Here is a 26101-nt window from a genome sequence, read left to right as displayed (position 1 = left end):
ACCCCATGCCCGAATTCGGCGCCCTCGCGCTCCTGCCCATCGCGGTGATCCTCGTGATCGCCGTCGCCACCCGGCGCACCCTCTTCGCCCTGCTCTGCGGCACCGTCGCCGGCGCCCTGATCCTGGGCGGCTGGGGCGGCTTCGACGTCTGGGTCGAATACACGGGAACAGCGCTGTCCAACGAGACCGCCCAGTGGCTGCTGCTCATCGTGGCGCTGTTCGGCATCCTCATGATGCTGTTCGAGAAGTCGGGCATCGTGACCGACTTCGCCCGCTGGGTGGAGCGGTTCGTGACTTCCCGCCGGAAGTCGACACTGCTGACGTTCCTGCTCTCGGTGGTCCTGTTCGTGGACGACTACCTCAACGTGCTCACCACCGGCACCTCGATGAAGCAGGTGACCGACCGGTACCGCGTCCCTCGTACGCAGCTCGGCGCGATCATGAAGATGACCGCCGCGCCGATCGCGGTGCTCGTCCCGGTCTCGACCTGGGCGCTGTTCTTCTCCGGACTCTTCGAGGCCCAGGGCGTGACCGTCGGAGGCAGCGGCTTCGGCGCCTACCTGCAGTCGATCCCGTTCATCTTCTTCGGGTGGACGGCGATCGCGGTCGCCCTGCTGATGAGCATCGGCTGGCTGCCGCGCTTCGGTCCGCTGAAGAAGGACGCCCTGCGGGCGGAGCGCGACGGCGACGTCTTCCCCCTCGGAACGACCGACGCGGAACGCCGCGCGGAGGGAGCGGCCCTGCTCTCCGAGCTGCGCGAGGACGACCCCGACGGTTCGACGGCGCAGCGGGTCGCCGTGGCGCTGGAGACCTCGACGGAGGCGGGACGCAAGCCGCAGCCGTGGTCGTTCCTCGTCGCGATGGCGGTGCTCGTGGGCGTCACCATCGCCACGGACGCCAACGTCGTCGCCGGCACCGCGGCCGCGCTCGCCGTCACGATCGTTCTCGTCCTCGTGCAGCGCCGTCTCTCCGTGCGGGGCGTGCTGGACGCGGCGCTGGAGGGCGTCGAGAGCATGCTCTTCGTGATGGTGCTTACCGTGCTGGCGTTCATGGTGCAGGAGATGAACATCACCCTGCAGCTCGCCGAGTTCGTCATCCAGGTCACGGAGCCGGTGCTCACCCCGGCCCTGCTGCCCGCCATCGTATTCGCCGTCTGCGGCGTGTACGCCTACGCGACCGGTTCGTTCTGGGACCTCGCCGCGGTCATCACCCCCGTGGTGCTGCCGCTCGCGCTGGCCCTCGGCGCCGACCCGATCCTGGCGGGCGCGGCGGTGTTCTCCGGGGCGGCGCTCGGCAGCACGACCTGCCTCTACGGCGACGGCATCATCCTCGCGTCGCGGTCCATCGGCATCAAGCCGATCAACCTCATGCTGGCCATCCTCCCCTACGCGGGGATCGCCGCCGGGGTCTCGCTCGTGCTCTACCTCGTGACGGGCTTCCTCGCGGCCTGAGTCAGGCGCCCGCGGAGCCGAGCAGGATCACGGTCGCCTGCCCCGCGAAGAAGAGCACGAGGAACCCCAGGAGGGCGGCGGCGAGCGAGAGGCGCCCGTCGAAGCCCTCCACCTCGGCGATGCCGACCTTGCGGGCGCGGAACGCGAAGATCAAGGTGGCGACGCCGAGCGCGAGCTGCACCCACGGGCTGGCGGGGCCGATGACCTTCGGGAACGCGATGAGCAGACCGCCGATGACGCCGGTCGCGAAGCCGCTCCAGGTGAGGAGGCGGACGGTGCGACGGGCGGAGGCGGCAGACATGATGTCGAGCCTATCCGGCGTCATGCCCCCGTCAGCACCAGCCAGAGCAGGGCGCCGTTCAGGGCGATGAGGAGCACCGAGGCCACGATGCCGGCGGCTGTCGTCCACGCCCGGTTGACCCAGACGCCGAGCGTGCGGCGCTGCGCCGTGAGGGCGACGAGCGGGATCAGCGCGAACGGGATGCCGAAAGACAGCACGACCTGGCTGAGGACGAGGGCGAGCGTGGGGTCCACCCCGATGCCGAGGATCACCAGCGCGGGGATGAGCGTCACGAGGCGGCGGGCCAGCAGGGGGATGCGCACGTGCAGGAGGCCGTGCATGATCTCGGCGCCCGCGTACGCGCCGACGGAGGTCGAGGCGAGACCCGAGGCGAGCAGTCCCACGGCGAAGAAGGTCGCCACGACCGGGCCGAGACCCGCGGCGAGGGCGGCGTGTGCGCCCTCCAGCGAGTCGGTCCCCGCGACGCCCGCGAGGTTCGCCGCCGCGAGCAGGAGGATGCCGAGGTTCACGGAGCCCGCGATGACCATAGCGATCGTCACATCCCAGCGCGTCGCCGTGAGCAGGCGGCGGATCCGCGAGGTCTCGATCCGGGCCGCCTCCTCGGTCGTCTCGGCACTCGTCGCACCGAACCGGTCGCGGGCCAGGGAGGAGTGCGCGTAGATCGCGTGCGGCATGATCGTCGCGCCGAGGATCGAGGCGGCGAGCAGCACGGACCCCGTGTCCTCGAAGCGCGGCACGAGGCCGCTCACGACCCCGGCCGGGTCAGGTGGCGCGAGGAACAGGCCAGCCATGAAGCCGATCGTGATCACGAACATGAGGCCGATGATCACGAACTCGAACGGCCGAGCGCCGCGACGATTCTGCACGGCGAGCAAAACCATGGACACGGCCCCGGTGATGAGGCCGCCCCACAGCAGCGGTACGCCGAAGAGCAGGTTCAGCGCGACGGCACCGCCGATGACCTCGGCGAGGTCCGTCGCCATCGCGACCAGCTCCGCCTGCAGCCAGTAGGCGCGGCGGGTCCAGGGGCGGCGCAGCCGCTGGCCCAGCACCTCCGGGAGGCTCTGCCCGGTGACGACGCCGAGCTTCGCGGACAGGTACTGGATCAGCCAGGCCATCACATTGCCGGCGACGACCACCCACACGAGCAGATAGCCGTACTGCGCCCCCGCGGTCATGTTGCTGGCGACGTTGCCCGGGTCGAGGTAGGCCACACCTGCCACCAGTGCCGGTCCCAGCAGCCACAGCAGGCGCGGCGAGGCGGTGCGGGCGGGGATCAGTACGGCGTCGGAATTTTTAGGCACACCGAAACCGTAGCGTATTTTCGGTCTGCCTAAATATCCGCGGGTGTTGCGCGGCCCCTCCGCCGACCGCGACCAGGCGGAGGCGGCGATAGCCTGGCGGGATGGATGCGCAGCGCCCCGAGAGCACGGAACCGACCGCCCCCGGGGGGTCCTCGGCGCAGCCCGGATACGGCGTCGGCCCCTGGCCCGGAGGGCCGTCGGCCTGGCCTGAGGGAGAGCAGTACGATCCCGAGCTCCTCGCGCACGGCGACACGCGGAACGTCATCGACCGCTATCGCTACTGGCGCATGGAGGCGATCGTCGCTGATCTCGATACGCGGCGTCATCCGTTCCACGTCGCGATCGAGAACTGGCAGCACGACATGAACATCGGTTCCATCGTGCGCAGCGCCAACGCGTTCCTCGCCGACACGGTGCACATCATCGGCCGCCGTCGCTGGAACAAGCGCGGCGCCATGGTCACCGACCGCTACCAGCACGTCGTGCACCACGAGGACATCGCGGCCTTCGCCGCCTGGGCGGCCGCGGAGGGGCTGCCCGTCATCGCGATCGACAACGTCGACGGGGCCGTGCCGGTGGACCGTGCCGACCTGCCGCGCTCGTGCGTGCTCCTGTTCGGGCAGGAAGGACCCGGGCTGTCGCCGGAGGCGCTGACCGCCGCTTCGGGTCACATCGAGATCACGCAATACGGCTCGACCCGCTCGATCAATGCGAGTGCCGCCGCCGCCGTCATCATGTACGAGTGGTGTCGTCGCCACGCGGAGTGAGCACGAGGAGCGGTCGTACCTGCTCCGTCAGGCCGGATCGATGCCGAAGAGGTGCCGCGAGATCGCGCTGACGTCGCGGTCGAGGCCGTCCATGCGCCGGCTCAGACCGTGCACCTCCTTCCGGAGATCCCCGATCTCGGCTTTCACGCCGACGATCTCGCCCTTGATCCCGACGATCTCGCCCTTGATCCCGCCGATCTCGCCCTTGATCCCGCCGATCTCGCCCTTGATCCCACCGATCTCGGTGTGGATCCCGCCGATCTCCGTGCGGACCGTGCCGATCTCCGTCTTGATGATCCTCACGAACATCGTCGCCATGAGCGTGATCGTGGCGTACATGCCCGAGGCGAGAACCCCGATCGTCGTCCATACCTGTGCGTCGTTCATCCCCAGCATCCCTTCAGTGTCACTCCATGCTGGACCGGAGCGACAGAGTGGCGGGGCGCTGTATTCCGCTGTGCCCGGCGGCGGGGGATGAGTCGTTCTTCGGGTCGCCTGTGGAGGAGCTACGCCGGCGCGGCGAGCCATCGCCCGGAGCGCACACGCCACCCCAGCGTCGCCAGCCGTGCGAGCAGGTACACCCCGAAGAACGCGACGGCGAGCCACACGAGGCCGGCGGTGCCGTCGACCCCCGTCGCGGCGATGATCGCCAGGGCGGGCAGGAACGGCACGAGGTTCAGACCGCCCGCGATCGCCAGGTACCGGGCGTCGTTCGCTCCCATGAGCACTCCGTCCAGCACGAACACCACGCCCGCGATCGGCTGCGCCACCGCGAGCACGATCAGGGCCGGCTGCACCACCTCTGCCACGCCCTGATCGCCGGTGAAGACGATGCCGAGCACCCCGGAGAGGGCGGCGATGACGGCGCCGACCACGACGCCGAACCACGCTCCCCACGCGACCGTCCGTGCCAGCACTCGGCGCACCTGCTCCTCGTCACCGGCACCCAGCTCCTTGCCGATCAGCGCCTGCGCGGCGATCGCGAGCGCGTCGAGGGCGAAGGCCGCCGCCGAGAAGATGGTGAACACGATCTGCCACCCGGCGAGCTCCTCCGTGCCGATCCCGGTCGCCACGGCCACGGTGGCGAGCAGGGCGACGCGCAGGCTCACGGTGCGGAGGAACAGCCAGCCGCCCGACGTCGCGGTGTGGCGCAGGCCCTCCCGCTGGGCGCGCAACGAGGCGCTGTGCCGGGTCGCCAGCCGCCGGACGACGAGCGCGTACGCCGCGACCATGCCCCATTGCGCCGTCACCGTACCTGCCGCGGAGCCGGCGATGCCCCAGCCGAGGCCGTAGATGAAGAGCCAGTTCAGCAGAGCGTTCGCCGCGAAGCCGAGCCCCGCGATCCACAGCGGGGTCATGGTGTCCTGCATCCCGCGCAGCAGCCCGGTGGCCGCGAACACGATGAGCATCGCCGGGAGCCCCCACATCGAGATCACGAGGTACTCGTTCGCCTGTGCCGCGACCTCCGCGCTCGCGCCGAACAGGGAGACGAGCCAGGGGGACGAGACGGCGCCGACGACGGCGAGCACGGCACCCAGGCCGAGTGCGAGCCACATGCCGTTGATCCCGACCGAGACCGCCTCCCCCGGACGCCCGGCCCCGAACCGACGCGCGACCGCGGGAGTCGTGGAGTACGCGAGGAACACCATGAGGCCGACGATCGTCTGCAGCACGGCTCCGGCGATACCGAGCCCGGCGAGGGGGACGGTGCCGAGATGGCCGACGAGGGCGGCGTCGACGATGAGGAAGGCCGGCTCCGCGATGAGCGCACCGAGGGCGGGGACCGCCAGGCGCAGGATCTCGCGGTTCAGGGAGGTGCGGGCGGCCATCCTCCGAGCCTATGACCTGACGCCGACCCCCGAGACCGCCGGCCTCGACCGGACGTAGGGTGAGGGAGGAGCTCCCAGCGGACGGAGGCGCACCATGACGGATCCCCGGGAGGCGGCCGCGCGCTATCGAGCGCGGCAGCAGCAGGGCGGCAGTGCTGAAGACGACAGCGAAACCGGCACCCCGTCCGCGGCCGCGGCGGTCGATAGAGCCGCCTTCGTCGAATCCGCCATCCAGGTCGCCATCCGTCGCGGCGACTTCGACGATCTGCCGGGAGCCGGGAAGCCGCTCGAAGGGCTCGGCGACCACCACGACCCGGACTGGTGGATCCGTCGGAAGATCGAGACGGAGGGACTGACCGGGCTCGGCCCTCCCGCGATCCTGCTGCGCACCGAGGACCGGGAGCTCGACGCCCAGCTCGACCTCCTCGGCAGGGAATCCGACGTCCGCGAGGTGCTCGAGGACTTCAACCGCCGCGTGCGCGAGGCCCGGCGCCAGCTCCAGGGTGGACCTCCCGTCGTGACACCGCTGCGCGACGTCGACGCCGAGGTCGCCGCATGGGCGGAGCGCCGGGCCGCGCGGACACCGGTGCCCGAGACGTCACCCCGGCGCCGACGCTTCGGACGCCGACGCCGGGACTGAGGTCTTCTGGACACCGTGGGGGACCCCGGCCATAGGCTGGAGCGCATGACCGACGTGCTTCCCGCGGGCCTCGCGCTCGACGACCTCAGCCCCGACATCCGCCCGCAGGACGACCTCTATCGCCACGTGAATGGCGCCTGGATCGCTCGCACCGAGATCCCCGGGGACAAGGCGCGCTGGGGCTCCTTCCATCTGCTGGCCGAGCAGGCCGAGAAGGACGTCCGCGCGATCGTCGAGGAGTCGCAGGAGGCGGAGGAGGGCACCCTCGCCCGCAAGATCGGCGACCTCTTCGCGAGCTTCATGGACACCGACCGCATCGCCGCCGCCGGCGTGACCCCGCTGGCCGAGACGTTCGCCGAGATCGACGCGATCGACGGCATCCCGGCCTTCCTGCGCACCGTGGGCACCTACGACCGGGAGGGCCGGGCGGCGGTGATCGGCCTCTACGTCGACGGCGACCCCGGGAACCCGGAGCGCTACCTCCCGGTGCTCGTGCAGGCCGGGCTCTCGCTGCCGGACGAGAGCTACTTCCGACTCGACACCTTCGCGGAGACCCGCGCGGCGTACCGGGAGCACCTGGAGCGCCTGCTCGCCCTCGCCGGCGTGACCGATGCCGCGGCGCAGGCCGAACGCTCCATCGCGCTGGAGACCGAGCTCGCCGGACACCACTGGGACAACGTGCGCAGCCGTGACGCGGTGGCGACCTACAACCTCAAGACGTGGGACGAGCTGCAGGAACTCGCGGGCGTCGACCTCACTCCGTGGCGCGAAGCCGTGACGCCGACGAACCCGCAGGCGTTCGACGAGGTCGTCGTCGCGCAGCCGAGCTTCTTCGAGGGGCTGGGCGCTCTGCTCACGCCGGAGCGGCTGGACGACTGGAAGGCCTGGCTGCGTGCGAAGGTCGTGCACGCGGCGGCGCCCTACCTCACCGACGAGCTCGTGCAGGAGAACTTCTCGTTCTACGGCACCCAGCTCACCGGCGTCCCGACGCTCCGCGAGCGCTGGAAGCGCGGCGTCTCCGTCACCGAGGGGGCGCTGGGCGAGGCGATCGGCAAGGTCTACGTCGAGCGGCACTACCCGCCGACGGCGAAGGCGGCCATGGACGAGCTCGTCGCAAACCTCGTCGAGGCCTATCGGCAGAGCATCGAGACCCTGGAGTGGATGACCGCGGAGACCCGGCAGCGGGCGCTGGCGAAGCTGGACGCGTTCACCCCGAAGATCGGGCACCCCGAGGTGTGGCGCGACTACTCGGCCCTCGTGATCGACCGGACCGATCTCCTCGGCAACGTGCGCCGCGCGGCGATCTTCGAGCACGACCGCAACATCGACAAGGTCGGGAAGCCGATCGACCGCACCGAGTGGCACATGCCGCCGCAGATGGTGAACGCGTACTACAACCCCTCGATGAACGAGATCGTCTTCCCCGCGGCCATCCTCCAGTACCCGTTCTTCGACGCCGGGCGGGACGCGGCGGCGAACTACGGCGGGATCGGCGCGGTCATCGGGCACGAGATCGGCCACGGCTTCGACGACCAGGGCAGCCGATACGACGGCGAGGGGCGCCTGCAGGACTGGTGGACCGACGCGGATCGCGCGGCCTTCGAGGAGCGCACGAAGGCGCTCATCGCGCAGTACGACGCCCTCGTGCCGGAGGGGCTGGACGCCGAGCATCACGTGAACGGCGCCCTCACGATCGGAGAGAACATCGGCGATCTGGGCGGCCTCGGGATCGCGCTGAAGGCGTACGAGCTGTCGCTGCGGGCCGATCCGTCGGTGCCGGAGCGCGTCGAAGGGCCGGTCATCGACGGCTACACCGGGGTGCAGCGGCTGCTCCTGTCCTGGGCGCAGGTCTGGCAGCAGAAGAGCCGCGAGGCCGAGACCCTGCGTCTGCTGACGATCGATCCGCATTCGCCGAACGAGTTCCGGTGCAACCAGATCGTCCGCAACATCGACGCGTTCTACGAGGCCCTCGGGGTCACCGAGAACGACGCCCTGTGGCTGCCGGAGTCGTCACGGGTGACCATCTGGTGACGAACCTCCGGACTCTGTGAGGTGTGCCCCGGCGGTGGGGTTACGATATCCCTGCCGCCGGGGCGCCCTTCCCGGATGCGCAGTATCCCTCCCCCTCCTGAAGGACCACGCGTGGGTGCGACCGACCCTGGTGACGCGTTCCGGAACCCCTCGGCTCCCGGAGCGTCCGGGAGTGCGCCTGAGTCGTCCCGCGGTCGGCGTTCGCAGCGGCCGGGAGCCCGTCGGCTGCCCCGCCGCGTGGCCGTCGGCCGGCGGTCGTTCACGTCGACGCTGAAGGCTCTCGAAGGCCTCGCGAACTCCGGGGCGCAGGTGTCCGTGCACGTGGTCGACCTCGACTCCCATGTGCACGTGCTGGCGGGAGACGACCACGTCACCATGCCCGTCGCCGGCCTCGGTGTGGTCCCGCTGCTCATCGAGGTGGCGGCGGCGTTCGAGTCCGGTGCCCTCGACCCTCTCGAGATCGTGGAGCGCACGAGCGTCGAGGCCGTGGAGAGCTCCGGGCTGTGGCGGCACCTGCGGGCCCCGGCGCTGCCGCTGGAAGACCTCGCCGTGCTGGCCGCGACCGCCGGCGATCCGATCGCCGTGAACATCCTGCTGGAGAAGGTGGGGCACGACCGGGTGCGGGAGCGCATCGAGGGCTTGGGTCTGCGACGCACCGCCCTGCTCGACCGGTTCCGCGACCGCCGCGGTCCGGACGACGCCCCGCAGGTCGCGGTGGGGTCGGCACGCGAGCTCGCCGGGCTGTTCTCCGCGCTCGTGAACTCTCAGGTCGTGGATGCCGCCGTTAGCGCCCAGGTCTCGGAGTGGCTCAGCCTCAATCAGGACCTCAGCCTCGTGGCCGCCTCGACCGGGCTCGACCCCTTCGCACACGAGCACGACGCGCACGGCCTGCTGTTCGTGAACAAGACCGGGCGCGACCGGGGAGTGCGCGCCGAGGCGGGGGTGCTCGCGGGGCCGCGCGCCGGGGTCGCCTACTCGATGATCGTGTGCTTCGACGACCTGTCGATCAGCCACCGTCTCCGCGCGCACGACGCCTTCCGCGTGCTCGGCGTCGAACTCATGGAGTACACGCACTGACCCCCTGACCCCGCGCGAACAGGCATCCGCGCGAGATCAGGCTTCCAGAGCGACAACGAGCCTGATGTCCCGCGCTCGCCTGACCTCGCTTGTTCCCCTGTTTCCACGTCCCCTGGATCCCGCGCGCGAACGCAGACATTCGCGTCGCATCAGGCTTTCGGGGGCGCAACTGCCTGATGTCGCGCGAGAGCCTGCTGTCGCGCGCTCGCCTGATGTCGCGCGAGAGCCTGATGTCGCGCGAGAGCCTGATGTCGCGCGAGAGCCTGATCGTGCGACGCGCGGGCTAGCATCGGGGCATGCCTCATGCCTGGACCCCGCACCGCCGCGACGACGGCGAGCTGCTCGGCTGGATCCGTCCGGAGGGCGAGGACTGGATCGCCGTCGATGTCCTCGGGCGCAGGGTCTTCGGCCCCGGCGAGTGGCTCGACGCGGAGGCCGCGCTGGAGGAGCACGGCATCGCCTGGCTCGCCGATCCGTGGATGCTCGAGGGGGAGGGTGACCGCCCGCTTCGGGTGCGCATCCTCGAAGTCACGCCGGACGAAGAGGGCACGCCGGGGCGCATCGTCGTGAAGGTCGACGACTTCGGGGACATGACCCGACCCGCGACCGCGCGGTTCACCCTGCCGTGGCCGCTTCCCGCCCGGCTGCGGCCACCGCGTGCCGACGACCCGGATCCGCGCACGATCTCCCGCTGACCCTCCGCCGCAGGTCGCAGATCCGCTGCAGGTCGCACGTTCTGCATCCCTGCGACCTCGATGCGAATCCACGACCGCCGAACGGGTCAGCGCAGCGAGGGGTGCGGCTCCTCGGCGCGTCGTCGCGGGATGAACAGGGACAGGACCACGGCCAGGATGCCAGCGGCGATCGCGAGCCAGAAGCAGACCTCGAACGCGGCCCGCGTCGGCACGGCCACGCCGCCGACGTCCACGCTCATCGCCGCGAGTACCCCGCCCATCACGGCCGAGGCCGTGGAGGTGCCCACGGAGCGGAACAGCGCGTTGAGGCCGTTCGACGCCCCGGTCTCGTTCGCGGGCACGGAGCGCATGATGATCATGGGCATCGCGGCGAAGGTGAACCCGATGCCGACGCCGATGAAGATGTTGGCGACGAAGATGTGCCACACCTCGGTCGACCACAGCAGCACGAAGACGTAGGCGAGGACGATCGCGATGGCCCCGACGGTGAAGAGCGGCCGCGGCCCCACGGTGCGCTCAAGCCACCCGGACAGGGGCGAGATCACCATCATGACCAGACCCGCCGGCATGATCACGAGGGAGGCCGCCACCATGTCGAGCCCGAATCCGGCGCCGCCCACTGCCGGCATCTCCAGCATCTGCGGGAACGTGACGTTCGAGGCGAACAGGGCGAAGCCCATGCCGATGGCGGCGATGTTGGTGAAGAGGACGGCGGGCCGGGCGGCGACGCGCAGGTCGAGCAGCGGATCGTCCGTGCGCAGCTGGTACCAGCCCCACAGCAGCAGCACCGCGACGCCGCCGATCACGCAGACGAGCGTGAGCGGCGCCGTCCAGCCCCACTCGGCGCCGCGCGACACGAACAGCAGCAGACCGGTGAGGCCGATCGCGAGTCCGATGGCCCCGAGCACGTCGAGCCGACCGGGGGAGCGGAGCACGTCCTCCGGCACCACGGCGAGCACCAGGAGCAGCCCGAGGACTCCGAGGGCGGCGGCGAGCCAGAACAGCATGTGCCAGTCGGCGTTCTCGGCGAGCAGCGCGGCGACGGGCATGCCGATCGCCCCGCCGACGCCCATGGTGGCGCTCATCAGGGCCACCGCGGTGCCGAGGCGTTCGGGTGGCAGCACGTCGCGCATGATCGCGATTCCGAGGGGCACGACGCCGGTCACGGCCCCCTGGAGGGCACGGCCGATGATGACGCCGACGATGGATCCGGAGAGCGCGGCGATGATCGAGCCCGCGATGAGGATCGCGAGGAGCACGATGACGACGCGGCGCTTGCCGTACATGTCGCCGAGACGGCCGGAGATCGGGGTCGCGACGGCGGCCACGAGCAGGGTGATCGTCACCACCCAGGTGGTGTCCTCACGGGAGGAGTTCAGCAGCTGCGGAAGCTCGGCCTGCAGCGGCACGACGAGCGTGAACATGAACGAGGAGCACAGACCCGCGAACGCGAGCACCGCGATGATCGCCCACCGCGGAGGGGTACGGGAGAGGCGTTTCCTGGCTCTGTCGTCGTTCGCACCCACCGGCTCAGGCTATCGGCGATCCCGGAGGGGAGGGGCCGATGTGGTTGCATGGCCGGATGACCGACGACATCGCGCCCGCGCAGCACCCCGCCGACTCCGCGTACCACCGCCGGCTCCCGATCGGCGAGGTGCTCGACGCCTCGGCGCTCGCGGAGGGTCTGCCGTGGGCGTTCGAGAGCGTCACGATGCGACCGCTGGAGCCGATGCTCGTGCCGGAGAAGCCCCGCGCCGGCGAGCACGACCCGGCCGCGTGCGGTCACTGCGGTCCGAGCGTGCACACCATCTGGCACGACGACCTCTGGCAGGTGCGTGCCGGGTGGGACGTCGGCGGTCTGCCCTTCATCGGCGGCGTCGCACCGCGCGAACACTGGCTCCTGGAGAACGCGCCGCAGGACGTGCTCGCCGCGCTCGGGCCGCTGATGCAGCGCGTGTCCGAGGCGGTCAAGAGCATCCCCGGCGTCGCCCGCTGTCACTTCGGGCGCTGGAACGACGGCTCCGCGCACATGCACATGTGGGCGCTCGCCCGACCGGCCGGGATGATGCAGGGCCGCGGCGCGGTGCTCGCGTTCTGGGACGGGATCCTGCCGCCGCTGCCGGCGGAGATGGCCGAGGACCACCTCCGCATCGTCGCGGAGGCGCTCGCCGCGGGCGGGGGCGAGGCGTTCCCGTACCGCTGAGCCGGGTCGGTTTCCGCGAACGGGCGGAGGAGGGGCAGACTGGGATCGTGCGAACCATCCGCGATCTCGACACCGTTGAACTGATCCTCGACGCCCAGAGCCTGCTCGACTCCATCCGGGGCCCGCAGCGCGTGGTGGACGCCGGGACCCTCCGTGCCCTGCAGCAGTCGGGCAACTACGTCGTCGGCTTCTTCGACGACGAAGGCGACGAGGAGCGCATGGTCGGCGCCTCGATCGCCTTCTTCGGCGAACCGGCCCGCCGCGCCATGCACTCGCACATCACGGCTCTGCTGCCCGAGTACCGGGGGCGCGGATGGGGCCGGGAGCTCAAGGAGCACCAGCGGCAGTGGGCGTTCTCCCGCGACGTCGGGCGCATCACCTGGACCTTCGACCCGCTGGTCGCCCGCAACGCGCACTTCTTCCTCACCGTCCTCGGCGCGCGCGCCACGGGCTACTCGGTGAACCGGTACGGCATCTTCGGCGGCGGCGACGCGGGCGACGAGAGCGACCGCCTCGACGTCGAGTGGGCCCTCGCGGACATCGCCAAGCCGCCGGCGAAGGACGCCGTCGTGGAGACGCTGGAGATCCCAGACGACATCGAGGGCATGAGGGAGTCCGACCCCGCGGCCGCGCACGAGTGGCGGCTGCGGCTGCGCGCGCAGATGGAGGGCCTGCTCGGCAGCGGCCTCCACATCGCGGGCTTCGAGACCGGCCGGGGCTACCTCTTCACCGCGTGATCGCCGGGGCCGTCACCGCACGCCCCGCATGAGCCGCAGCACGGGCTTCACGCTCAGCAGTAGGCCGATGCCGACGAGGATCGCGATGCCGCCGAGGATCGAGAAGTACGGCACCTCGTTCTCCGGATCGTAGAACTTCACGAGCTCGCCCGAGATGGCGGTGCCGAGGGCGATCGACAGGAAGAACAGCGCGACCATCTGCGTGTGGAACACGGCCGGGGCGAGCTTCGTCGTCACCGACAGCCCCACGGGCGAGAGCAGCAGCTCGGCGACCGTGAACACGAAGAGGATGCCGACGATCGCGAGCAGCGGCGTCGAGTTCGCACCGCCGCCGGAGAACGGCAGGAACAGCAGGAACGCGGAGCCCATGATGATGGCGGCCAGTCCGAACTTGACGGGGGTCGACGGCTGGCGCTTCCCCAGCTTGGTCCAGATCGCCGCGAACACCCCGGACAGGATGATGATGAACACCGGGTTGATGGACTGCACCCACGACACCGGCATCTCCCACCCGAACAGGTCGCGGTCGAGTCGCTTGTCGGAGTAGATCGTCAGCACCGTGAACTGCTGCTGGTACAGCGACCAGAACGCGACGCTCGTGAGGAACAGCGGCAGGAACCCCCAGACCCGCGAGCGCTCGGTGGCATCGATGCGGCGGCTGCCGAGGATCACCGCGAAGTAGGCGACCGCGGCGACCACGGTGACCGCGATCACGATGGTGGCGAGGTTGTCGGCCTGGATGACTCCGGTCAGCACGAGCACCGCGATCACGACGACCGCACCGACCGCGATGCCGGCGACGAGCGGGTAGCGCGCGCGGGGGAGCGGGTTCGGCACCTCGCGCGCGGAGGCGGGCAGGCCGCGGCGGCCGAACGAGTACTGCACGAGACCCAGCGTCATGCCGAGGGCGGCGAGGCCGAACCCCCAGTGGAAGCCCAGGGTCGACTGGAGCAGTCCGGTGAGGATCGGACCGAGGAAGGCGCCGAGGTTGATGCCGAGGTAGAACAGCGAGAACCCGGCGTCGCGTCGTTCGTCGTCGGGACGGTACAGCGTCCCCACGACCGACGTGGCGTTGGCCTTCAGACCGCCCGAGCCCAGGGCCACGAGCACGAGTCCGACCCCGACGCCGACGAACCCCGGCAGGAGTGCGAGGGCGAGGTGGCCCGAGACGATGACGATGGCGCTGACGAACAGCACCCGCTCGGAGCCGAACAGTCGATCGGCGAGCCAGGCCCCGAGGATCGTGGACAGGTACACCGAGCCGCCGTACGCGCCGACGATCCCGCCCGCCACCGCTTCCGGGAGGCCGAGGCCGCCATCGGCCACCGAGAAGTACAGGTAGATGAGCAGGATGCCCTGCATGCCGTAGAAGCTGAAGCGCTCCCACATCTCCACGCCGAAGATGTGCACGAGCGACCACGGCTGTCCGAAGAAGCGGGTGTCCTCGTCCCGGGAGGCGGGCGGCTGCGCGGTGGTGCTCATGCGTGGGACGGTACTCCTCCCGCGGGTCCCGCGGCCAGGGGTTGCGCTCAGGCCCCGGATAGAATGGGGGTGCCCGTGCTCACGGGCATTCTCCGCATCCGACCATTGGAGCCACCGTGGCCGAACAGTCCCGCCTCGACAAGGTCATCGCCCTCGCCCGCCACCGCGGTTTCGTCTTCCAGGCGGGTGAGATCTACGGCGGTTCCCGGTCGGCCTGGGACTACGGACCCCTCGGCACCGAGCTGAAGGAGAACATCCGGCGGCAGTGGTGGCAGACCTTCGTGCGCGGCCGCGGCGACATGGTCGGCCTCGACTCCAGCATCATCCTGCCGAAGCGCGTGTGGGAGGCCTCGGGTCACGTCGCGACCTTCACCGACCCGCTCGTCGAGTGCCTGCAGTGCCACAAGCGCTTCCGTGCCGACAACCTCATCGAGGACTTCGAGGCGCGCAAGGGCCGCAAGGCCGAGAACGGTCTCGCCGACATCCCCTGCCCGAACTGCGGCACCAAGGGGCAGTACACCGAGCCGAAGGCCTTCTCCGGTCTGGTGAAGACGTACCTCGGCGTCGTCGATGACGAGTCCGGCCTCTACTATCTGCGCCCCGAGACCGCGCAGGGCATCTTCGTGAACTTCTCGAACGTGCTCACCGCGAGCCGCAAGAAGCCGCCGTTCGGCATCGGCCAGGTCGGCAAGGCGTTCCGGAACGAGATCACCCCCGGCAACTTCATCTTCCGCACCCGCGAGTTCGAGCAGATGGAGATCGAGTTCTTCACGCCGCCCGCCGAGGCGCCGCAGTGGTTCGACCACTGGGTCGAGGCGTGCTGGAACTGGTTCATCGACCTCGGCATCGACCCGGAGAACATGCGCCAGTTCGACGTGCCGGAGGAGGACCGCGCGCACTACTCGGCCGGCACCATCGACGTCGAATACCGCTTCGGCTTCGCAGGCAAGGAGTGGGGCGAGCTCATGGGCGTCGCCAACCGCACCGACTACGACCTCTCCAGCCACAGCGAGGCCTCCGGCCAGAGCCTGACCTACTTCGACCAGGCCACGGGCGAGCGCTATACGCCGTACGTGATCGAGCCGTCCTTCGGCCTCACCCGCGCGATGATGGCCTTCCTCGTCGACGCGTACGTCGAGGAGCAGGTGCCCAACGCCAAGGGCGGCACCGACACCCGCACCGTGCTCAAGCTCGACCCGCGCCTGGCTCCGGTCAAGGCGGCGGTGCTCCCGCTGTCGCGCAACGAGAACCTGTCGCCGCTCGCCCGCGAGGTCGCCGACACGCTCCGCGGCTCGTGGGCCGTCGACTTCGACGACGCCGGTGCGATCGGCCGCCGCTACCGCCGCCAGGACGAGATCGGCACGCCGTTCTGCGTCACGGTCGACTTCGACTCGCTCGACGACCGTGCCGTGACCGTGCGCGACCGCGACACCATGGCGCAGGAGCGCGTCCCGATCGACGAGCTGCACGCCTACCTGACGGAGCGCCTCCGCGGCGCCTGACATGACGGCACCGGGGGGAGCCGGCGCACGGGGAGAAGCCTCGCCCGTGCGTCCGGTCGCGGCCATCGTGCTCGGGGCGCTCGCCGTGTCATGGATGATCCTCACGGTGCTCGACCTGCGGGAGAACGACGGCGCCGGGCCCATCATCGCGATGTTCGGCATCCCGGCGCTCGCGGCGGCGGTCATCATCCAGATCGTGATGACGCGGCTGGGGGACCGGAAACGCGTGCCGAACGCCGTGTTCTGGTGGGTTCTCGCGGTGCTGCCGCTGGGCACCCTGGCGGGCTTCGTCGTCGCGATCCTCCGCGACCCCGACTACTTCATCGCCGACGAAGGCCCCTGGATGCTCCTCTGGGTGCCGGTCTTCATCGTCGTGGGGCTGCTGCTCGGGGCCCTCGTCTGGTTCTTCTTCGTGTTCCCCCTCGTCTCGATCATGACCGTGATCCGCTTGATCGCGCGCGGGGAGGCGAAGCCCGGCGCCCTCATCATGCCGATCGTGCTGCTGAGCCTGGGCGTGCTGAGCATCGTGGGCGGACTCTCGATCGACACCGACAGCAGCGGTCGCGCGTCGTGGGGCTCCATCATCGCCGCGTTCCTCGGCCTCCCCGGGAACTACGAGGTGATCTGGGAGCCCGGCCTCTGGATCGTCCGCGGCATCGTCCTCGCGATCATCCTCCTCTTCGCCCTCCCCCGCCTCTCCTCCCGCCCCCGCCATTGACGCTGAGACCCCGGGTCCTCGCCGAGACCCCGGGTTGCATGCGGGCACACGTCGGGGTCTCGGCGAGAAAACGGGGTCTGGCGGGCGCTGAGCGACCCTGCTATGGTCGCTCCTCGTGGGTACTCTGATTCGCTAGATCGGGACGCCGCGTCGAGAGATCCTCTCCGCGGTGGGTCCTGAGCGAACGCGCCCGACTCCGGGTGCGGTCGAGGTTCCTGTTCCCCGCGTCATCGACGCAGATCCCGGCGGTGCGCGCGCGCCGCTGGAGAGGACCCCTCATGTTCCCTGTACTCTCGACCCCTTCCGAGTCCTCGGCCCGCGCTCATCGCGAGTGCGCGCTGCAGGCCGCCTCCGTCCGCTTCGCCGACCGACTCGTCCTGGACCGGATCGACCTCGTCGTCGCCCCCACCGACCGCCTCGCCGTCATCGGCGACAACGGCGCGGGGAAGTCGACGCTGCTCGATCTGCTCGCAGGTTCTCTCGCGCCGACGTCCGGGGAGGTCCGGATCGACCTTCCCGGCGGGATCGCGCACGCCCGGCAGAATCCGGTGTTCGCGGAGGGAGCGACGGTGGCCGACGCCATCGACGAGCTCCTCGGCGACCTCCGCGCGCTGGAGCGCGAACTCGGCCATGCCTACGACCTCCTCGCCGCCGTGACCCCTTCCGAGCGTGCGCAGCAGATGACCGCCGTGGCCCTGTTGCAGGACCGTTTCGAGTCCCGCGGCGGATACGAGGTCGACCATCGCATCGACACCGCCCTCGAACAGCTCGGGCTGGGCGGGCTGGACCGCGCGCGACCGGTGGCCGCGCTGTCGGGCGGAGAGCGGGCGCGGCTCGCTCTCGCGGTCGCCCTCTCTTCCGGAGCCGAGCTGCTGCTCCTCGACGAGCCCACGAACGACCTCGACGACCGGGCGCTGACCTGGCTCGAGGAGCGTCTCGCGGCGCACCGGGGAGCGCTGGTGGTCGTGACGCACGACCGTGACTTCCTGGACCGTTTCGCGACGGCTGTCGTGCAGGTGGAGGACGGACGGATCCGGCGCTACGGCGATGGCTACGCCGGCTTCCTGCGGGCGCGCGAGGCGGAACGCCGAGCGGCGGCTGCGCGCCACGAGGAGTGGAAGGCCGAGGTCGCCCGCACCGAGGCCCTGCTCGCCGCCAACACGTTCCGGCTGCAGTCGATCCCGCGCAAGCTCGAACTCGACGGTTTCGGTCATGGCGCGTTCCGGGCGCGGAGCCGCGACCACGGTGCCGTCGGACGCATCCGCATGGCGAAGGAGAGGTTGTCGCGGCTGCGGGAGAACCCATGCCCGGCGCCGCCCGAGCCGCTGCGGTTCGTGGTCGCGGCAGAGGATCGGGCACCGCTCGACGACCCGCTCCTGACCCTCGATGCCGTCTCCCTCCGCGCACCGGGACGACGGCTCGACGTGTCGCAGTGGACGATCGAGGCCGGTTCGCGGTGGCTCATGACCGGGCCGAACGGAGCCGGGAAGACGACACTCCTCCGCCTCCTCGCCGGCGAGCTCCTCCCCGCATCCGGGACGCTCGTCCGCGGGGACGGGCTGCGGATCGCGTTCCTCAGGCAGGAGGTCGACGCGCGCCTGCGGGGTTCCGCCGTCGAGGTGTTCGCGGCTCGGACCGGGACGCCGCCGGTGGACGCACAGGATGCTCTCCTGGCTCATGGACTCTTCCGCGGGTCGGAGGTGGAGCGCGACGTGCGGGCTCTTTCCGTCGGGCAGCGTCGGCGGCTGGATCTCGCGGTGGCCCTGGCGTCGCCGTTCGATCTGCTGCTGCTCGATGAGCCGACGAACCACCTCGATCCCGAGCTCGTGGAGCAGCTCGAGGGCGCCCTCGTCGACCATCCTGCCGCCGTCGTCACGGTGACGCACGACCGGCGGTGGCGTCGTCACGCGGCGGACGCACGGCGCGTGCAGGTTGAAGAGGGGGTGGCCACCGCCTGAGACCCCGCCTTCCCGCCGAGACCCCGGGCTCCGCACGTCCGCACGCCGGGGTTTCGGCGGGAACCCGGGGTCTCGGCGACAGGACGAGAGCTACGACGTGACCGTCAGGTGCATGCGCGCGTCGCCGCGGACTCGACCCAGGCGTCCACCCCGTCGAGGAGGTAGATCGTGGTCGCGGCCTTCCGGGGGGCGAAGCTCAGAATGCCGCTGTCGCCCTCCGTCCCGGTGGGATAGCGGTAGTGGCAGGAGCCGAACCTGATGATCGACCCCCAGGTCTGCGGCTCGCGCCCGGTGATGTCCTGCAGGAGAGCGGTCAGCGTCTCCGCATCACGGCGACGCACGGCCGGGGAGGAGCGGGCGATCAGCCCCGCGACGTCGTCCCCCGTCGGCTGCACTACTTCGCCGCCTTCGCCGCGGCCTTCATCGCCTTCTTGTACTCGCGCACCTTCGTCAGCGACTCCGGCGACACGATGTCGGCGACGCTGCGGTACGACCCGTCCTCGCCGTAGGGTGCCGAGGCCTCTCGCCAGCCTTCGCCGGTGAACCCGTACTGCTTGCCGAGGAGGGCGAGGAAGATCTTCGCCTTCTGCTCACCGAAGCCGGGAAGGGCCTTGAGCCGTCTGAGTACCTCGGCACCGCTCGGCTGGGCCCCTGAGCCTGTCGACGGGCGCGTCCACAGGGCGGCGGCGTCCCCGTCCCAGTCGTCGACGAGCGCCTGGCACAGCGTCTGCACCCGCGTCGCCATGGAGCCCGGGAACCGGTGCACCGCGGGGGTCTGCCGGAACGCCTCCAGGAACTCCTCCGGTGCCATCCCCGCGATCGCCGTAGCATCCGCGGCTCCCGTCCGCTGCTCGATCTTGAGCGGCCCGGTGAACGCGGTCTCCATGGGGATCTGCTGGTCCAGCAGCATGCCGATCAGCAGAGCCGTCGGGTTCTCGGTCAGCAGGGCGTCGGCGGCGGTGTCTCCGGTGATGTGAAGGGCCATGAGTCCCATCCTCTCTCACTACGGGGTGGCGGATTCGCAGATGCAGAGCTGGGTCGAGGAGCCCGCCCCGAAGAGGCTGCCATCCCAGCTGCCGAAGCGCTCGACCAGTCGGAGTCCGGCATGCGCAAGGAGTACCGGCAGTTCCTGGGGGAAGATGCTCCGCACCTCGATGGACACCGTCTGGAAGTCGGGCTCGGAATCCGTCGAGAAGTACCAGGTGCCGCGCGTCACCTGAGCGGCGGCATCGTAGGCGTCCGCGACGTCCACGCGGACGTCGCCGCGGTCGGGATCGGCGAATGTCGTGCGCGGGCGCCGGACGCCGTCGGCGTCAGCCAGGAGCCGCACGTCGGGATGGAAGACGTCGAAAGCGAACCGTCCGCCGGGCGCGAGGTGCCGCCGTGCCGCGCGGAAGCACTGCACAATGTCGTCAGCCTCGTGCAGGTGCAGCAGAGCGTTGCCCGCGATGAAGATGAGGTCGAACTCGTCGCCCAGGTCGAAGTCGCGCATGTCGCCGTGCTGCCACTCGACGGACACGCCGCGCTCATCAGCCTTCTGACGCGCCACATCCAGCATGTCGAGCGACAGGTCGAGGCCGACGCTCGGGTGCCCGTCGGCCGCGATCGGGATCAGCTTCTGACCTGTTCCGCATCCGAGCTCGAGCACACGACCGCCCACGCCGTCGGCTTCGGCACGGTAGAAATCCACGGCTGCCTCGCTCGTCGGAAACAGGAGGTCGTACAGCCTCGCGTCCGAGTACAGATCCTGTGTCATTCGCACCTCCTCGTGCCCCACGCTCTCACAGCGCGGATCCTCCCGCAGCCCATGGTTCTCGCGGTCCGGTCCATCAGCATGTCGACCTGCAGCACCAGCGGCTTTCGTTCCGCAGGCGTCGGGGCGGTGTCTCCGGTGATGTGGAGGACAGCGCCTCCCATCTCGCTCACACGGGATCAGGCTGTGGCGGCGTCCTCGACGGCGTCCGCGGCAGGGGTGATCCCGTACAGCGTCGACAGCGCGGCGGCGAACTCGTCCGCGCGACCGGCGGCGGCGAGCTCATGAGCCCGCACGGTCGGCGTGTGCAGCAGCACGCCCGAGAGGTGCCGCAGGGCCTGCTCGACCTTGCCGTCCTCGTCGCCACGCGCACGCGCACGATCGATCTCGCGCTCCAGCAGTTCGAAGATGTGCGAGCGGAAGGCGACGACCGACGGGGTCACGCTCTGGCGGGCACCGACCACGTGGAAGGTCTCCGCGGCTTCGCGGACGACGCTCCGGGCGGCGTCCGTCGCCTGCAGCTCCTCCAGCGGAGCGTGCAGGCGGATGGTCTCAAGGTCGAGCAGCGCGACGCCCTCCAGTGCGGCCACGGCCGGGTCGACGTTCCGCGGCATGCCGAGGTCGACCACCAGCCGGCTCGGGACCCCGGTGGTGCCGCTGGTCGCGGCGACGGGGCAGCCCGCGGCGGCGAGGCCGACCGGGAGCTGCAGGTGCTCCGGGCCGAGCACGGGCTCGGTCGCGGTGGTGCAGGTGATCAGCAGCGTGGAGTGCGCCGCCGTGCGGGCGTACTCCTCGGCCGGCACCGGGCGGATGTCGTGCTTGGCTGCGAAGATCTCCGCGCGGCCGGACGGGGAGTAGACGGAGATGTCGACGGCTCCGCGCTCGCGCAGGGTCGCGAGGGTGACCGCCGCGTAGGCGCCCGTGCCGACCAGCAGCACGCGCTCGGCGGACCAGTCGGCGATGCGGCTGTCGGCGAGCTCCAGCGCGAGGCGCACGAGCGAGCGACCGGCGCGGCCCAGGGCGGTGACGTTCTTGACCTTGCGCTGCGCCTGGCTGGCGCGCTGGAACAGCCGCTCGAGCTCGGGGGAGGTGGTGCCGTCCTTCCGGGCGGACTTGAGCGCCCGACGGACCTGGCCGGCGATCTCGCCCTCACCGGAGACGACGGACTCGAGGCCCGAGGCGACGGAGAACAGGTGCTCGGCGACGCGGCGGCCGGAGTGCACGGCATAGGCGCCGTCGAGATCGGCGGCGGAGATGCCGGTCGCGGACTCGACCGCCTCGATCACGGCTTCCACGCCGATGGCGCCGGCCGCTGTCACCGGCTCGTCCATCTCCACGTACGCCTCGAAGCGGTTGCACGTCGCCAGGACCACGGCACCCTGCACGCACGGCGCCATGCCCACGATGGTGGGAGCGACGTCGTCGGGGGTGCGGCTCAGGCGTTCGAGCAGTTCGAAGGAGGCGGTCTTGTGACTCGCCGTCACACACAGCAGCACCCTTCGATTGTACCCGAGCATCCGAAGCCGGGACTCGGCTGCTCCCTATATCCCGGATGGGAGGATGGACGCATGGCACTCTCCGACGCCCCGCTGTTGCGCGCCCTCACCGGCGACCGCCCCGCCACCGCTCCGGTCTGGTTCATGCGCCAGGCCGGCCGCTCCCTGCCCGAGTACCGGGAGCTGCGGGTCGGCACGAGGATGCTCGACGCCTGCCTCACTCCTGACCTCGCCGCCGAGATCACCCTCCAGCCGGTCCGACGGCACGGCGTCGACGCGGCGGTGTTCTTCAGCGACATCGTCATCCCGCTGCGTCTCGCCGGCGTGGAGGTCGAGATCGAGCCCGGCCGCGGCCCCGTCTTCGCGAACCCGGTGCGGACGGTCGCGGACGTCGACCGCATCACGGCGATCGATCCGGAGAGCCTGGACGGCAGCGCGATCGCGGAGGCTGTCGGCATCGTCGTCGCGGAGCTCGGCGACACCCCGGTCATCGGCTTCGCGGGAGCCCCCTTCACCCTCGCCGCGTACCTCGTCGAGGGCGGTCCGTCCAAGGAGCACCTGCGCGCCCGCGGCATGATGCACGCGGAGCCCGAGGCCTGGCACCGTCTCGCGGGCTGGCTGGCGCAGATCTCGCGGCGGTTCCTGGAGACGCAGCGCGATGCCGGCGCCGCGGTCGTGCAGCTCTTCGACAGTTGGGCGGGCTCGCTCAGCCCCGCCGACTACCGCGCCTTCGTGGCGCCGCACTCACGGACCGCTCTGGACGGCATCGGCGTCCCGACGATCCACTTCGGCGTCGGCACCGGTCCCTTCCTCGGCGATATGCGGCTCGACGGCATCGCGGACGGCGTGGGGGTCGACTGGCGGCTGCCCCTCGACGAGGCCGCCGCGATCCTCGGCCCCGACGTCTCGGTGCAGGGCAACATCGATCCCGCGTTCCTCGGCGCGCCGTGGCCGGTGCTCGAGGCGCATGTCCGCGACGTGCTCGAGCGCGGTCGCGCGGCCCGCGGGCACATCCTCAACCTCGGCCACGGCGTGCCCCCGGAGACCGACCCCGATCAGCTCACGCGCATCGTCGAGCTCGTGCACGCCGGCTGACCTCCGTTCGAATCGCCTGCTTTGCGGCATCTGCGGCCCAGATGCAGCAAATCAGGCGATTCGAAGCGCGCGCGCCAGCCGCAGGTCCGACAGGCCGAAGCGCCCGGTGGGCAGTGCCGCGCGGATGCTGTCGTCGTCGAACGGCCGTGAGGGGCGGATGTCCTCCGGCGGCTCCGGCGCCCACGGGGCCGGCTCGCTCACACCCTCCGCGAGCATCCGCGCCTGCGCCTTCGCGACCAGGGGCACGACCATGGTCCACTCGGTGAGCTGCGCGAGCACCCGCACGACCCAGGTCGGCACCGGGAGGAACGCGGGGCGGCGTCCGGCGACGCGGGCGATCCGGCGGATGGCCTCTCCGAGCGTCACCTCGTCCGCCCCCATCACCGCGACCGTCGGCTCCGGGATCCGCCCCTCGAGTGCGGCCACCAGCACGTCCGCGGCATCCTCGACCGGGACAGGGCGGGCGGTGCGTTCGCGGTAACCGACCGTCCAGAAGAAGGGAAGGGTGCGGACGGCGCGGGTCACGTGATCGACCATGTGATCGCCGGGGCCGTAGATCATCCCGGACTTGAGGATCGTGTGCGGCAGCCCGGAGCCGCGGACGATCTCTTCGGCCTCCCACTTCGACTCGTGATACCCGGAGCCGCAGTCGGGACGGGCGCGGAGGAAGCTCACCATGACGAGGCGTCGGACCCCGGCGCGGCGCGCGGCTTCGACGACGGCAGCCGTCCCCTCCACGTGCACGCGGCGGAAGGTCTGGTCGCCGATCTCCCGGTTGATCCCGGCGCAGTGGGCCACCACGTCGCATCCGGCGAAGGCCGCGGTCAGCGCGTCGACGTCCGTGATGTCCGTTCCGGAGCGTCGGGAGATCACCACGGGCTCCTCCAGGCGATCGGCGAGGGCGCGGCCGACGAATCCACTGCCTCCGGTGATGGCGACCTTCATGGTGTTCTCCTTCGCTAATTAGCTACCTGGCGAAACTGTATCTAGCGAAGGTGCTATATTGCAAGCATGGCCGACAGCGCATCCGACATCTTCGCGGCGCTCGCCCATCCCACCCGGCGGCAGATCCTGCAGGACCTCAAGGAGGGGGAGCTCGCCGCGGGGGAGATCGCGTCCCGGTTCTCCGCGAGCGGACCGACCATCTCCCGGCACCTGAGCGTGCTCCGGCAGGCGGGCCTCGTCAGCGAGCGTCGCGACGCCAACCGCATCTTCTACTCGCTCGTCGGCGAGCGCCTCGCCCTCTCCGTCGGCGACTTCCTCTCCACCGTCTGCCCCGAGCAGATCGTCCTCCGCGAGGTCCGCAAGCGCGGTCGGGCCTGACCTCCGTTCGAATCGCGCACCTGGCGGCATCGGCGGCGATTATCCGGCCAATCGGGCGATTCGAAGCACAGGGGCGGTGAAAGGATGGAGGCATGAGCCCCGAGCACCCCGCACCCGCCGAACCGGCCGACCTTGCCGCCCGCGCCGCACGGAAGCACGTCGTCGTGGTGGGCGGTGGCGTCGGCGGACTGGTGGCCGCCCGCGAGTGCGCGAAGGTCGGCATGCGGGTGACGCTGCTCGAGGGGTCAGACGCCCTGGGTGGCGTGATCCGCCGGGTCGCCCTGGACGGGGTCGTCGTCGACGCCGGGGCGGAGAGCTACGCGACGAAGGGCGGGCACGTCCGAGCCCTCGTGGACGACCTCGGCCTCTCCGACCGCGTCGTGACGCCGCAGGCGGGAGGGGCGTGGCTCGCCGGACTCCCCGGCGGTGGCGCGGCTCCGCTCCCGGCCGGCGGCATCCTCGGCATCCCCGGCAACCCGTTCCAGGACGACGTCCGCCGCATCATCGGCTGGTCCGGCGCCTGGCGGGCCTATCTCGACCGGGTGCGCCCGCCGCTCACGATCGGGCACCAGCTCAGCCTCGGTCGCCTCGTCGCCTCGCGCATGGGGGAGAAGGTGCGCGACCGCCTCGTCGCGCCTGTCACCACGGGGGTCTACTCCGCCTCCCCGGACGACGTGGACATCGATGTCGCCGCCCCCGGACTCAACGCCGCCCTGACCCGGGTCGGATCCCTGTCCGGTGCGGTGCTGGCCCTCCGCGGAGAGGGTGCGTCGCGCGGCGCGAAGACTCCGGGTGCCGCCGTGGAGGGCCTCGTCGGGGGCATGAGCGAGCTCGTCGACGCCCTCGCAGCCGACCTCGACGAACTCGGTGCGACCGTCCGCACTCGCGTCCGAGCCCGTCGTCTCACCACCGACAGCACCACCTGGCGCATCGTGGTCGAGGAGCCCGACGCAGACGAGCCGATCGAGGGGGAGGAGGCGACCCAGGAGGCGGAACTCGTCGCCGACGCCGTGATCGTCGCGACCTCCGAGCACACGGCGCGGGAACTGCTCGCGGGCGTCGTGCCCGCCCTCGCGGACGCCGACGCCGCGCCCGCCCCCGAGATCGAGATCATCAGCCTGCTGCTCGACGTGCCCGCGCTGCGCACCCCGCCCCGCGGCACCGGCGTGCTCACCGTGCCGCACAGCCACACGGCGAAGGCGCTCACGCACTCCACGGCGAAGTGGTCGTGGGTGCGGGAGGCCGCGGGCGACCGTGAGGTGGTCCGCGTCTCCTTCGGTGCGCAGGGGGAACCGGCGGCCACCGCGGCGCTGGATGACGGGGCCGCGATCGACCTCGCCCGCCGGGAGGCCTCGGCGCTCCTGGGTGTCCCGCTGTCGCCCGACCAGGTCGTGGCGGGTCATCGTGGGCGCTTCGTGCAGGCACAGCCCGCGTCGATCATCGGCTCGGGGGAGCGGCGTGCCGCGGCGCGTCAGGCCGTGCAGGCCGTGCCGGGGCTGGCCGCTGTGGGTGCCTGGCTCGCGGGCACGGGGCTCGCGCAGGTCGTGCCGGATGCTGTGGAGGAGGCGGACCGCCTGCGTCGCGCTCTCCTCTGGGACTGAGCGTCCGCCGAGCACGCGCGAGTGCGCTCGGCGGCTCCGTGTCAACCCTCTGATCGATTGATGCCGAAATCGGCATACGGCGTTACGCTGGGTACCTGATCGCGGTGGAGACGCGGGCGATCGGCGTCCCCCGGGACG

25 protein-coding genes are annotated in these 26101 nt (G+C 71.0%); 14 read left to right on the top strand and 11 right to left on the bottom strand.

The genetic code is table 11. The annotated features are described in order from the left end of the window. Window positions 1-5 precede the first annotated feature (5 nt). Window positions 6-1451 (top strand): Na+/H+ antiporter NhaC family protein, encoded by a 1446-nt coding sequence (locus tag C6C15_RS15550; protein WP_060921508.1) that lies wholly within the window; start codon window positions 6-8, stop codon window positions 1449-1451. Between the two features lies 1 nt (window position 1452). Here the strand turns inward: C6C15_RS15550 and C6C15_RS15545 are convergent, their stop codons facing one another. Continuing rightward, a complete protein-coding gene (locus C6C15_RS15545; RefSeq protein WP_060921509.1) occupies window positions 1453-1752 on the bottom strand; it encodes a hypothetical protein in 300 nt (99 codons plus the stop codon). A 20-nt stretch (window positions 1753-1772) separates the two neighbouring features. Next, window positions 1773-3056, bottom strand: a complete 1284-nt coding sequence (locus C6C15_RS15540; protein ID WP_231919666.1) for an Nramp family divalent metal transporter — start codon at window positions 3054-3056, stop codon at window positions 1773-1775. A 101-nt stretch (window positions 3057-3157) separates the two neighbouring features. Here C6C15_RS15540 and C6C15_RS15535 point away from each other — a divergent pair, with 101 nt between their 5' ends. After that, on the top strand, window positions 3158-3823 hold the full coding sequence (locus tag C6C15_RS15535; protein WP_105950557.1) for a TrmH family RNA methyltransferase: 666 nt from the start codon (window positions 3158-3160) through the stop codon (window positions 3821-3823). A 27-nt stretch (window positions 3824-3850) separates the two neighbouring features. Here the strand turns inward: C6C15_RS15535 and C6C15_RS15530 are convergent, their stop codons facing one another. Together C6C15_RS15530 and C6C15_RS15525 are read right to left on the bottom strand one after the other, a co-directional pair. Next, window positions 3851-4210, bottom strand: a complete 360-nt coding sequence (locus tag C6C15_RS15530; RefSeq protein ID WP_158698575.1) for a hypothetical protein — start codon at window positions 4208-4210, stop codon at window positions 3851-3853. Window positions 4211-4329: 119 nt separating this feature from the next. Beyond that, window positions 4330-5652 (bottom strand): MATE family efflux transporter, encoded by a 1323-nt coding sequence (locus C6C15_RS15525; protein ID WP_105950555.1) that lies wholly within the window; start codon window positions 5650-5652, stop codon window positions 4330-4332. A 94-nt stretch (window positions 5653-5746) separates the two neighbouring features. Between C6C15_RS15525 and C6C15_RS15520 the strand changes: the two genes are divergently transcribed. The 4 genes from C6C15_RS15520 (at window position 5747) to C6C15_RS15505 (ending at window position 10095) form a co-directional block, all read left to right on the top strand. Next, on the top strand, window positions 5747-6292 hold the full coding sequence (locus tag C6C15_RS15520; protein ID WP_105950554.1) for a J-domain-containing protein: 546 nt from the start codon (window positions 5747-5749) through the stop codon (window positions 6290-6292). 45 nt (window positions 6293-6337) lie between these two features. Continuing rightward, on the top strand, window positions 6338-8323 hold the full coding sequence (locus C6C15_RS15515) for a M13 family metallopeptidase (protein WP_105950553.1): 1986 nt from the start codon (window positions 6338-6340) through the stop codon (window positions 8321-8323). 111 nt (window positions 8324-8434) lie between these two features. Next, window positions 8435-9400, top strand: coding sequence for a serine hydrolase (locus C6C15_RS15510; RefSeq protein ID WP_060921515.1), 966 nt, complete (start codon window positions 8435-8437; stop codon window positions 9398-9400). A gap of 296 nt (window positions 9401-9696) precedes the next feature. Continuing rightward, complete coding sequence (locus tag C6C15_RS15505) at window positions 9697-10095, top strand: hypothetical protein (protein WP_105950552.1); 399 nt, start codon at window positions 9697-9699, stop codon at window positions 10093-10095. 86 nt (window positions 10096-10181) lie between these two features. On the opposite strand, the gene C6C15_RS15500 is transcribed toward C6C15_RS15505, so the two are convergent. Then, a complete protein-coding gene (locus tag C6C15_RS15500; RefSeq protein ID WP_105950551.1) occupies window positions 10182-11621 on the bottom strand; it encodes an MFS transporter in 1440 nt (479 codons plus the stop codon). A 56-nt stretch (window positions 11622-11677) separates the two neighbouring features. On the opposite strand from C6C15_RS15500, the gene C6C15_RS15495 reads away from it, so the two are divergent. Both C6C15_RS15495 and C6C15_RS15490 read left to right on the top strand, forming a co-directional pair. After that, window positions 11678-12298, top strand: a complete 621-nt coding sequence (locus tag C6C15_RS15495) for a hypothetical protein (RefSeq protein WP_060921517.1) — start codon at window positions 11678-11680, stop codon at window positions 12296-12298. Window positions 12299-12345: 47 nt separating this feature from the next. Continuing rightward, the gene (locus C6C15_RS15490) at window positions 12346-13035 is read left to right on the top strand and encodes a GNAT family N-acetyltransferase (protein ID WP_105950550.1); all 690 of its coding nucleotides are present in this window, start codon (window positions 12346-12348) and stop codon (window positions 13033-13035) included. 12 nt (window positions 13036-13047) lie between these two features. Here the strand turns inward: C6C15_RS15490 and C6C15_RS15485 are convergent, their stop codons facing one another. Then, window positions 13048-14517, bottom strand: a complete 1470-nt coding sequence (locus C6C15_RS15485) for a peptide MFS transporter (RefSeq protein WP_105950549.1) — start codon at window positions 14515-14517, stop codon at window positions 13048-13050. Between the two features lie 116 nt (window positions 14518-14633). Between C6C15_RS15485 and C6C15_RS15480 the strand changes: the two genes are divergently transcribed. The 3 genes from C6C15_RS15480 (at window position 14634) to C6C15_RS15470 (ending at window position 18695) form a co-directional block, all read left to right on the top strand. Next, entirely contained in the window at window positions 14634-16019 is a 1386-nt protein-coding gene (locus tag C6C15_RS15480) for a glycine--tRNA ligase (RefSeq protein WP_060921520.1), read from the top strand. 1 nt (window position 16020) lies between these two features. After that, window positions 16021-16737, top strand: a complete 717-nt coding sequence (locus tag C6C15_RS15475) for a hypothetical protein (RefSeq protein ID WP_158698574.1) — start codon at window positions 16021-16023, stop codon at window positions 16735-16737. Window positions 16738-17015: 278 nt separating this feature from the next. Further along, window positions 17016-18695: an ABC-F family ATP-binding cassette domain-containing protein gene (locus tag C6C15_RS15470; RefSeq protein ID WP_105950547.1), complete on the top strand. Its 1680-nt coding sequence runs from the start codon at window positions 17016-17018 to the stop codon at window positions 18693-18695. A 104-nt stretch (window positions 18696-18799) separates the two neighbouring features. Here the strand turns inward: C6C15_RS15470 and C6C15_RS15465 are convergent, their stop codons facing one another. The 4 genes from C6C15_RS15465 to C6C15_RS15450 all read right to left on the bottom strand — a co-directional run bounded on the left by C6C15_RS15465 (window position 18800) and on the right by C6C15_RS15450 (window position 21944). Beyond that, window positions 18800-19090: a hypothetical protein gene (locus C6C15_RS15465; protein ID WP_199787662.1), complete on the bottom strand. Its 291-nt coding sequence runs from the start codon at window positions 19088-19090 to the stop codon at window positions 18800-18802. Then, window positions 19090-19680: an HhH-GPD-type base excision DNA repair protein gene (locus C6C15_RS15460; protein WP_105950546.1), complete on the bottom strand. Its 591-nt coding sequence runs from the start codon at window positions 19678-19680 to the stop codon at window positions 19090-19092. The genes C6C15_RS15465 and C6C15_RS15460 overlap by 1 nt, the downstream gene beginning before the upstream one ends. A gap of 18 nt (window positions 19681-19698) precedes the next feature. After that, window positions 19699-20451: a class I SAM-dependent methyltransferase gene (locus tag C6C15_RS15455; RefSeq protein ID WP_105950545.1), complete on the bottom strand. Its 753-nt coding sequence runs from the start codon at window positions 20449-20451 to the stop codon at window positions 19699-19701. Between the two features lie 176 nt (window positions 20452-20627). Further along, window positions 20628-21944: a glutamyl-tRNA reductase gene (locus C6C15_RS15450; protein WP_105950544.1), complete on the bottom strand. Its 1317-nt coding sequence runs from the start codon at window positions 21942-21944 to the stop codon at window positions 20628-20630. 72 nt (window positions 21945-22016) lie between these two features. On the opposite strand from C6C15_RS15450, the gene hemE reads away from it, so the two are divergent. Beyond that, the gene (gene hemE / locus C6C15_RS15445) at window positions 22017-23039 is read left to right on the top strand and encodes a uroporphyrinogen decarboxylase (protein ID WP_060921526.1); all 1023 of its coding nucleotides are present in this window, start codon (window positions 22017-22019) and stop codon (window positions 23037-23039) included. Window positions 23040-23090: 51 nt separating this feature from the next. Here the strand turns inward: hemE and C6C15_RS15440 are convergent, their stop codons facing one another. Next, entirely contained in the window at window positions 23091-23984 is an 894-nt protein-coding gene (locus C6C15_RS15440; protein WP_105950543.1) for an NAD(P)H-binding protein, read from the bottom strand. Between the two features lie 66 nt (window positions 23985-24050). Between C6C15_RS15440 and C6C15_RS15435 the strand changes: the two genes are divergently transcribed. Together C6C15_RS15435 and C6C15_RS15430 are read left to right on the top strand one after the other, a co-directional pair. Further along, window positions 24051-24362 (top strand): metalloregulator ArsR/SmtB family transcription factor, encoded by a 312-nt coding sequence (locus C6C15_RS15435; protein WP_060921528.1) that lies wholly within the window; start codon window positions 24051-24053, stop codon window positions 24360-24362. A 92-nt stretch (window positions 24363-24454) separates the two neighbouring features. Continuing rightward, window positions 24455-25963 (top strand): protoporphyrinogen/coproporphyrinogen oxidase, encoded by a 1509-nt coding sequence (locus tag C6C15_RS15430; protein ID WP_105950542.1) that lies wholly within the window; start codon window positions 24455-24457, stop codon window positions 25961-25963. Window positions 25964-26101: the final 138 nt, after the last annotated feature.

Origin of the sequence: Microbacterium sp. str. 'China' (genome assembly GCF_002993305.1) — a bacterium.
Lineage (GTDB): Bacteria > Actinomycetota > Actinomycetes > Actinomycetales > Microbacteriaceae > Microbacterium > Microbacterium paraoxydans.
The sequence above is the reverse complement of the archived record's forward strand: the minus strand, read 5'-3'. Positions and strand labels throughout refer to the sequence as shown.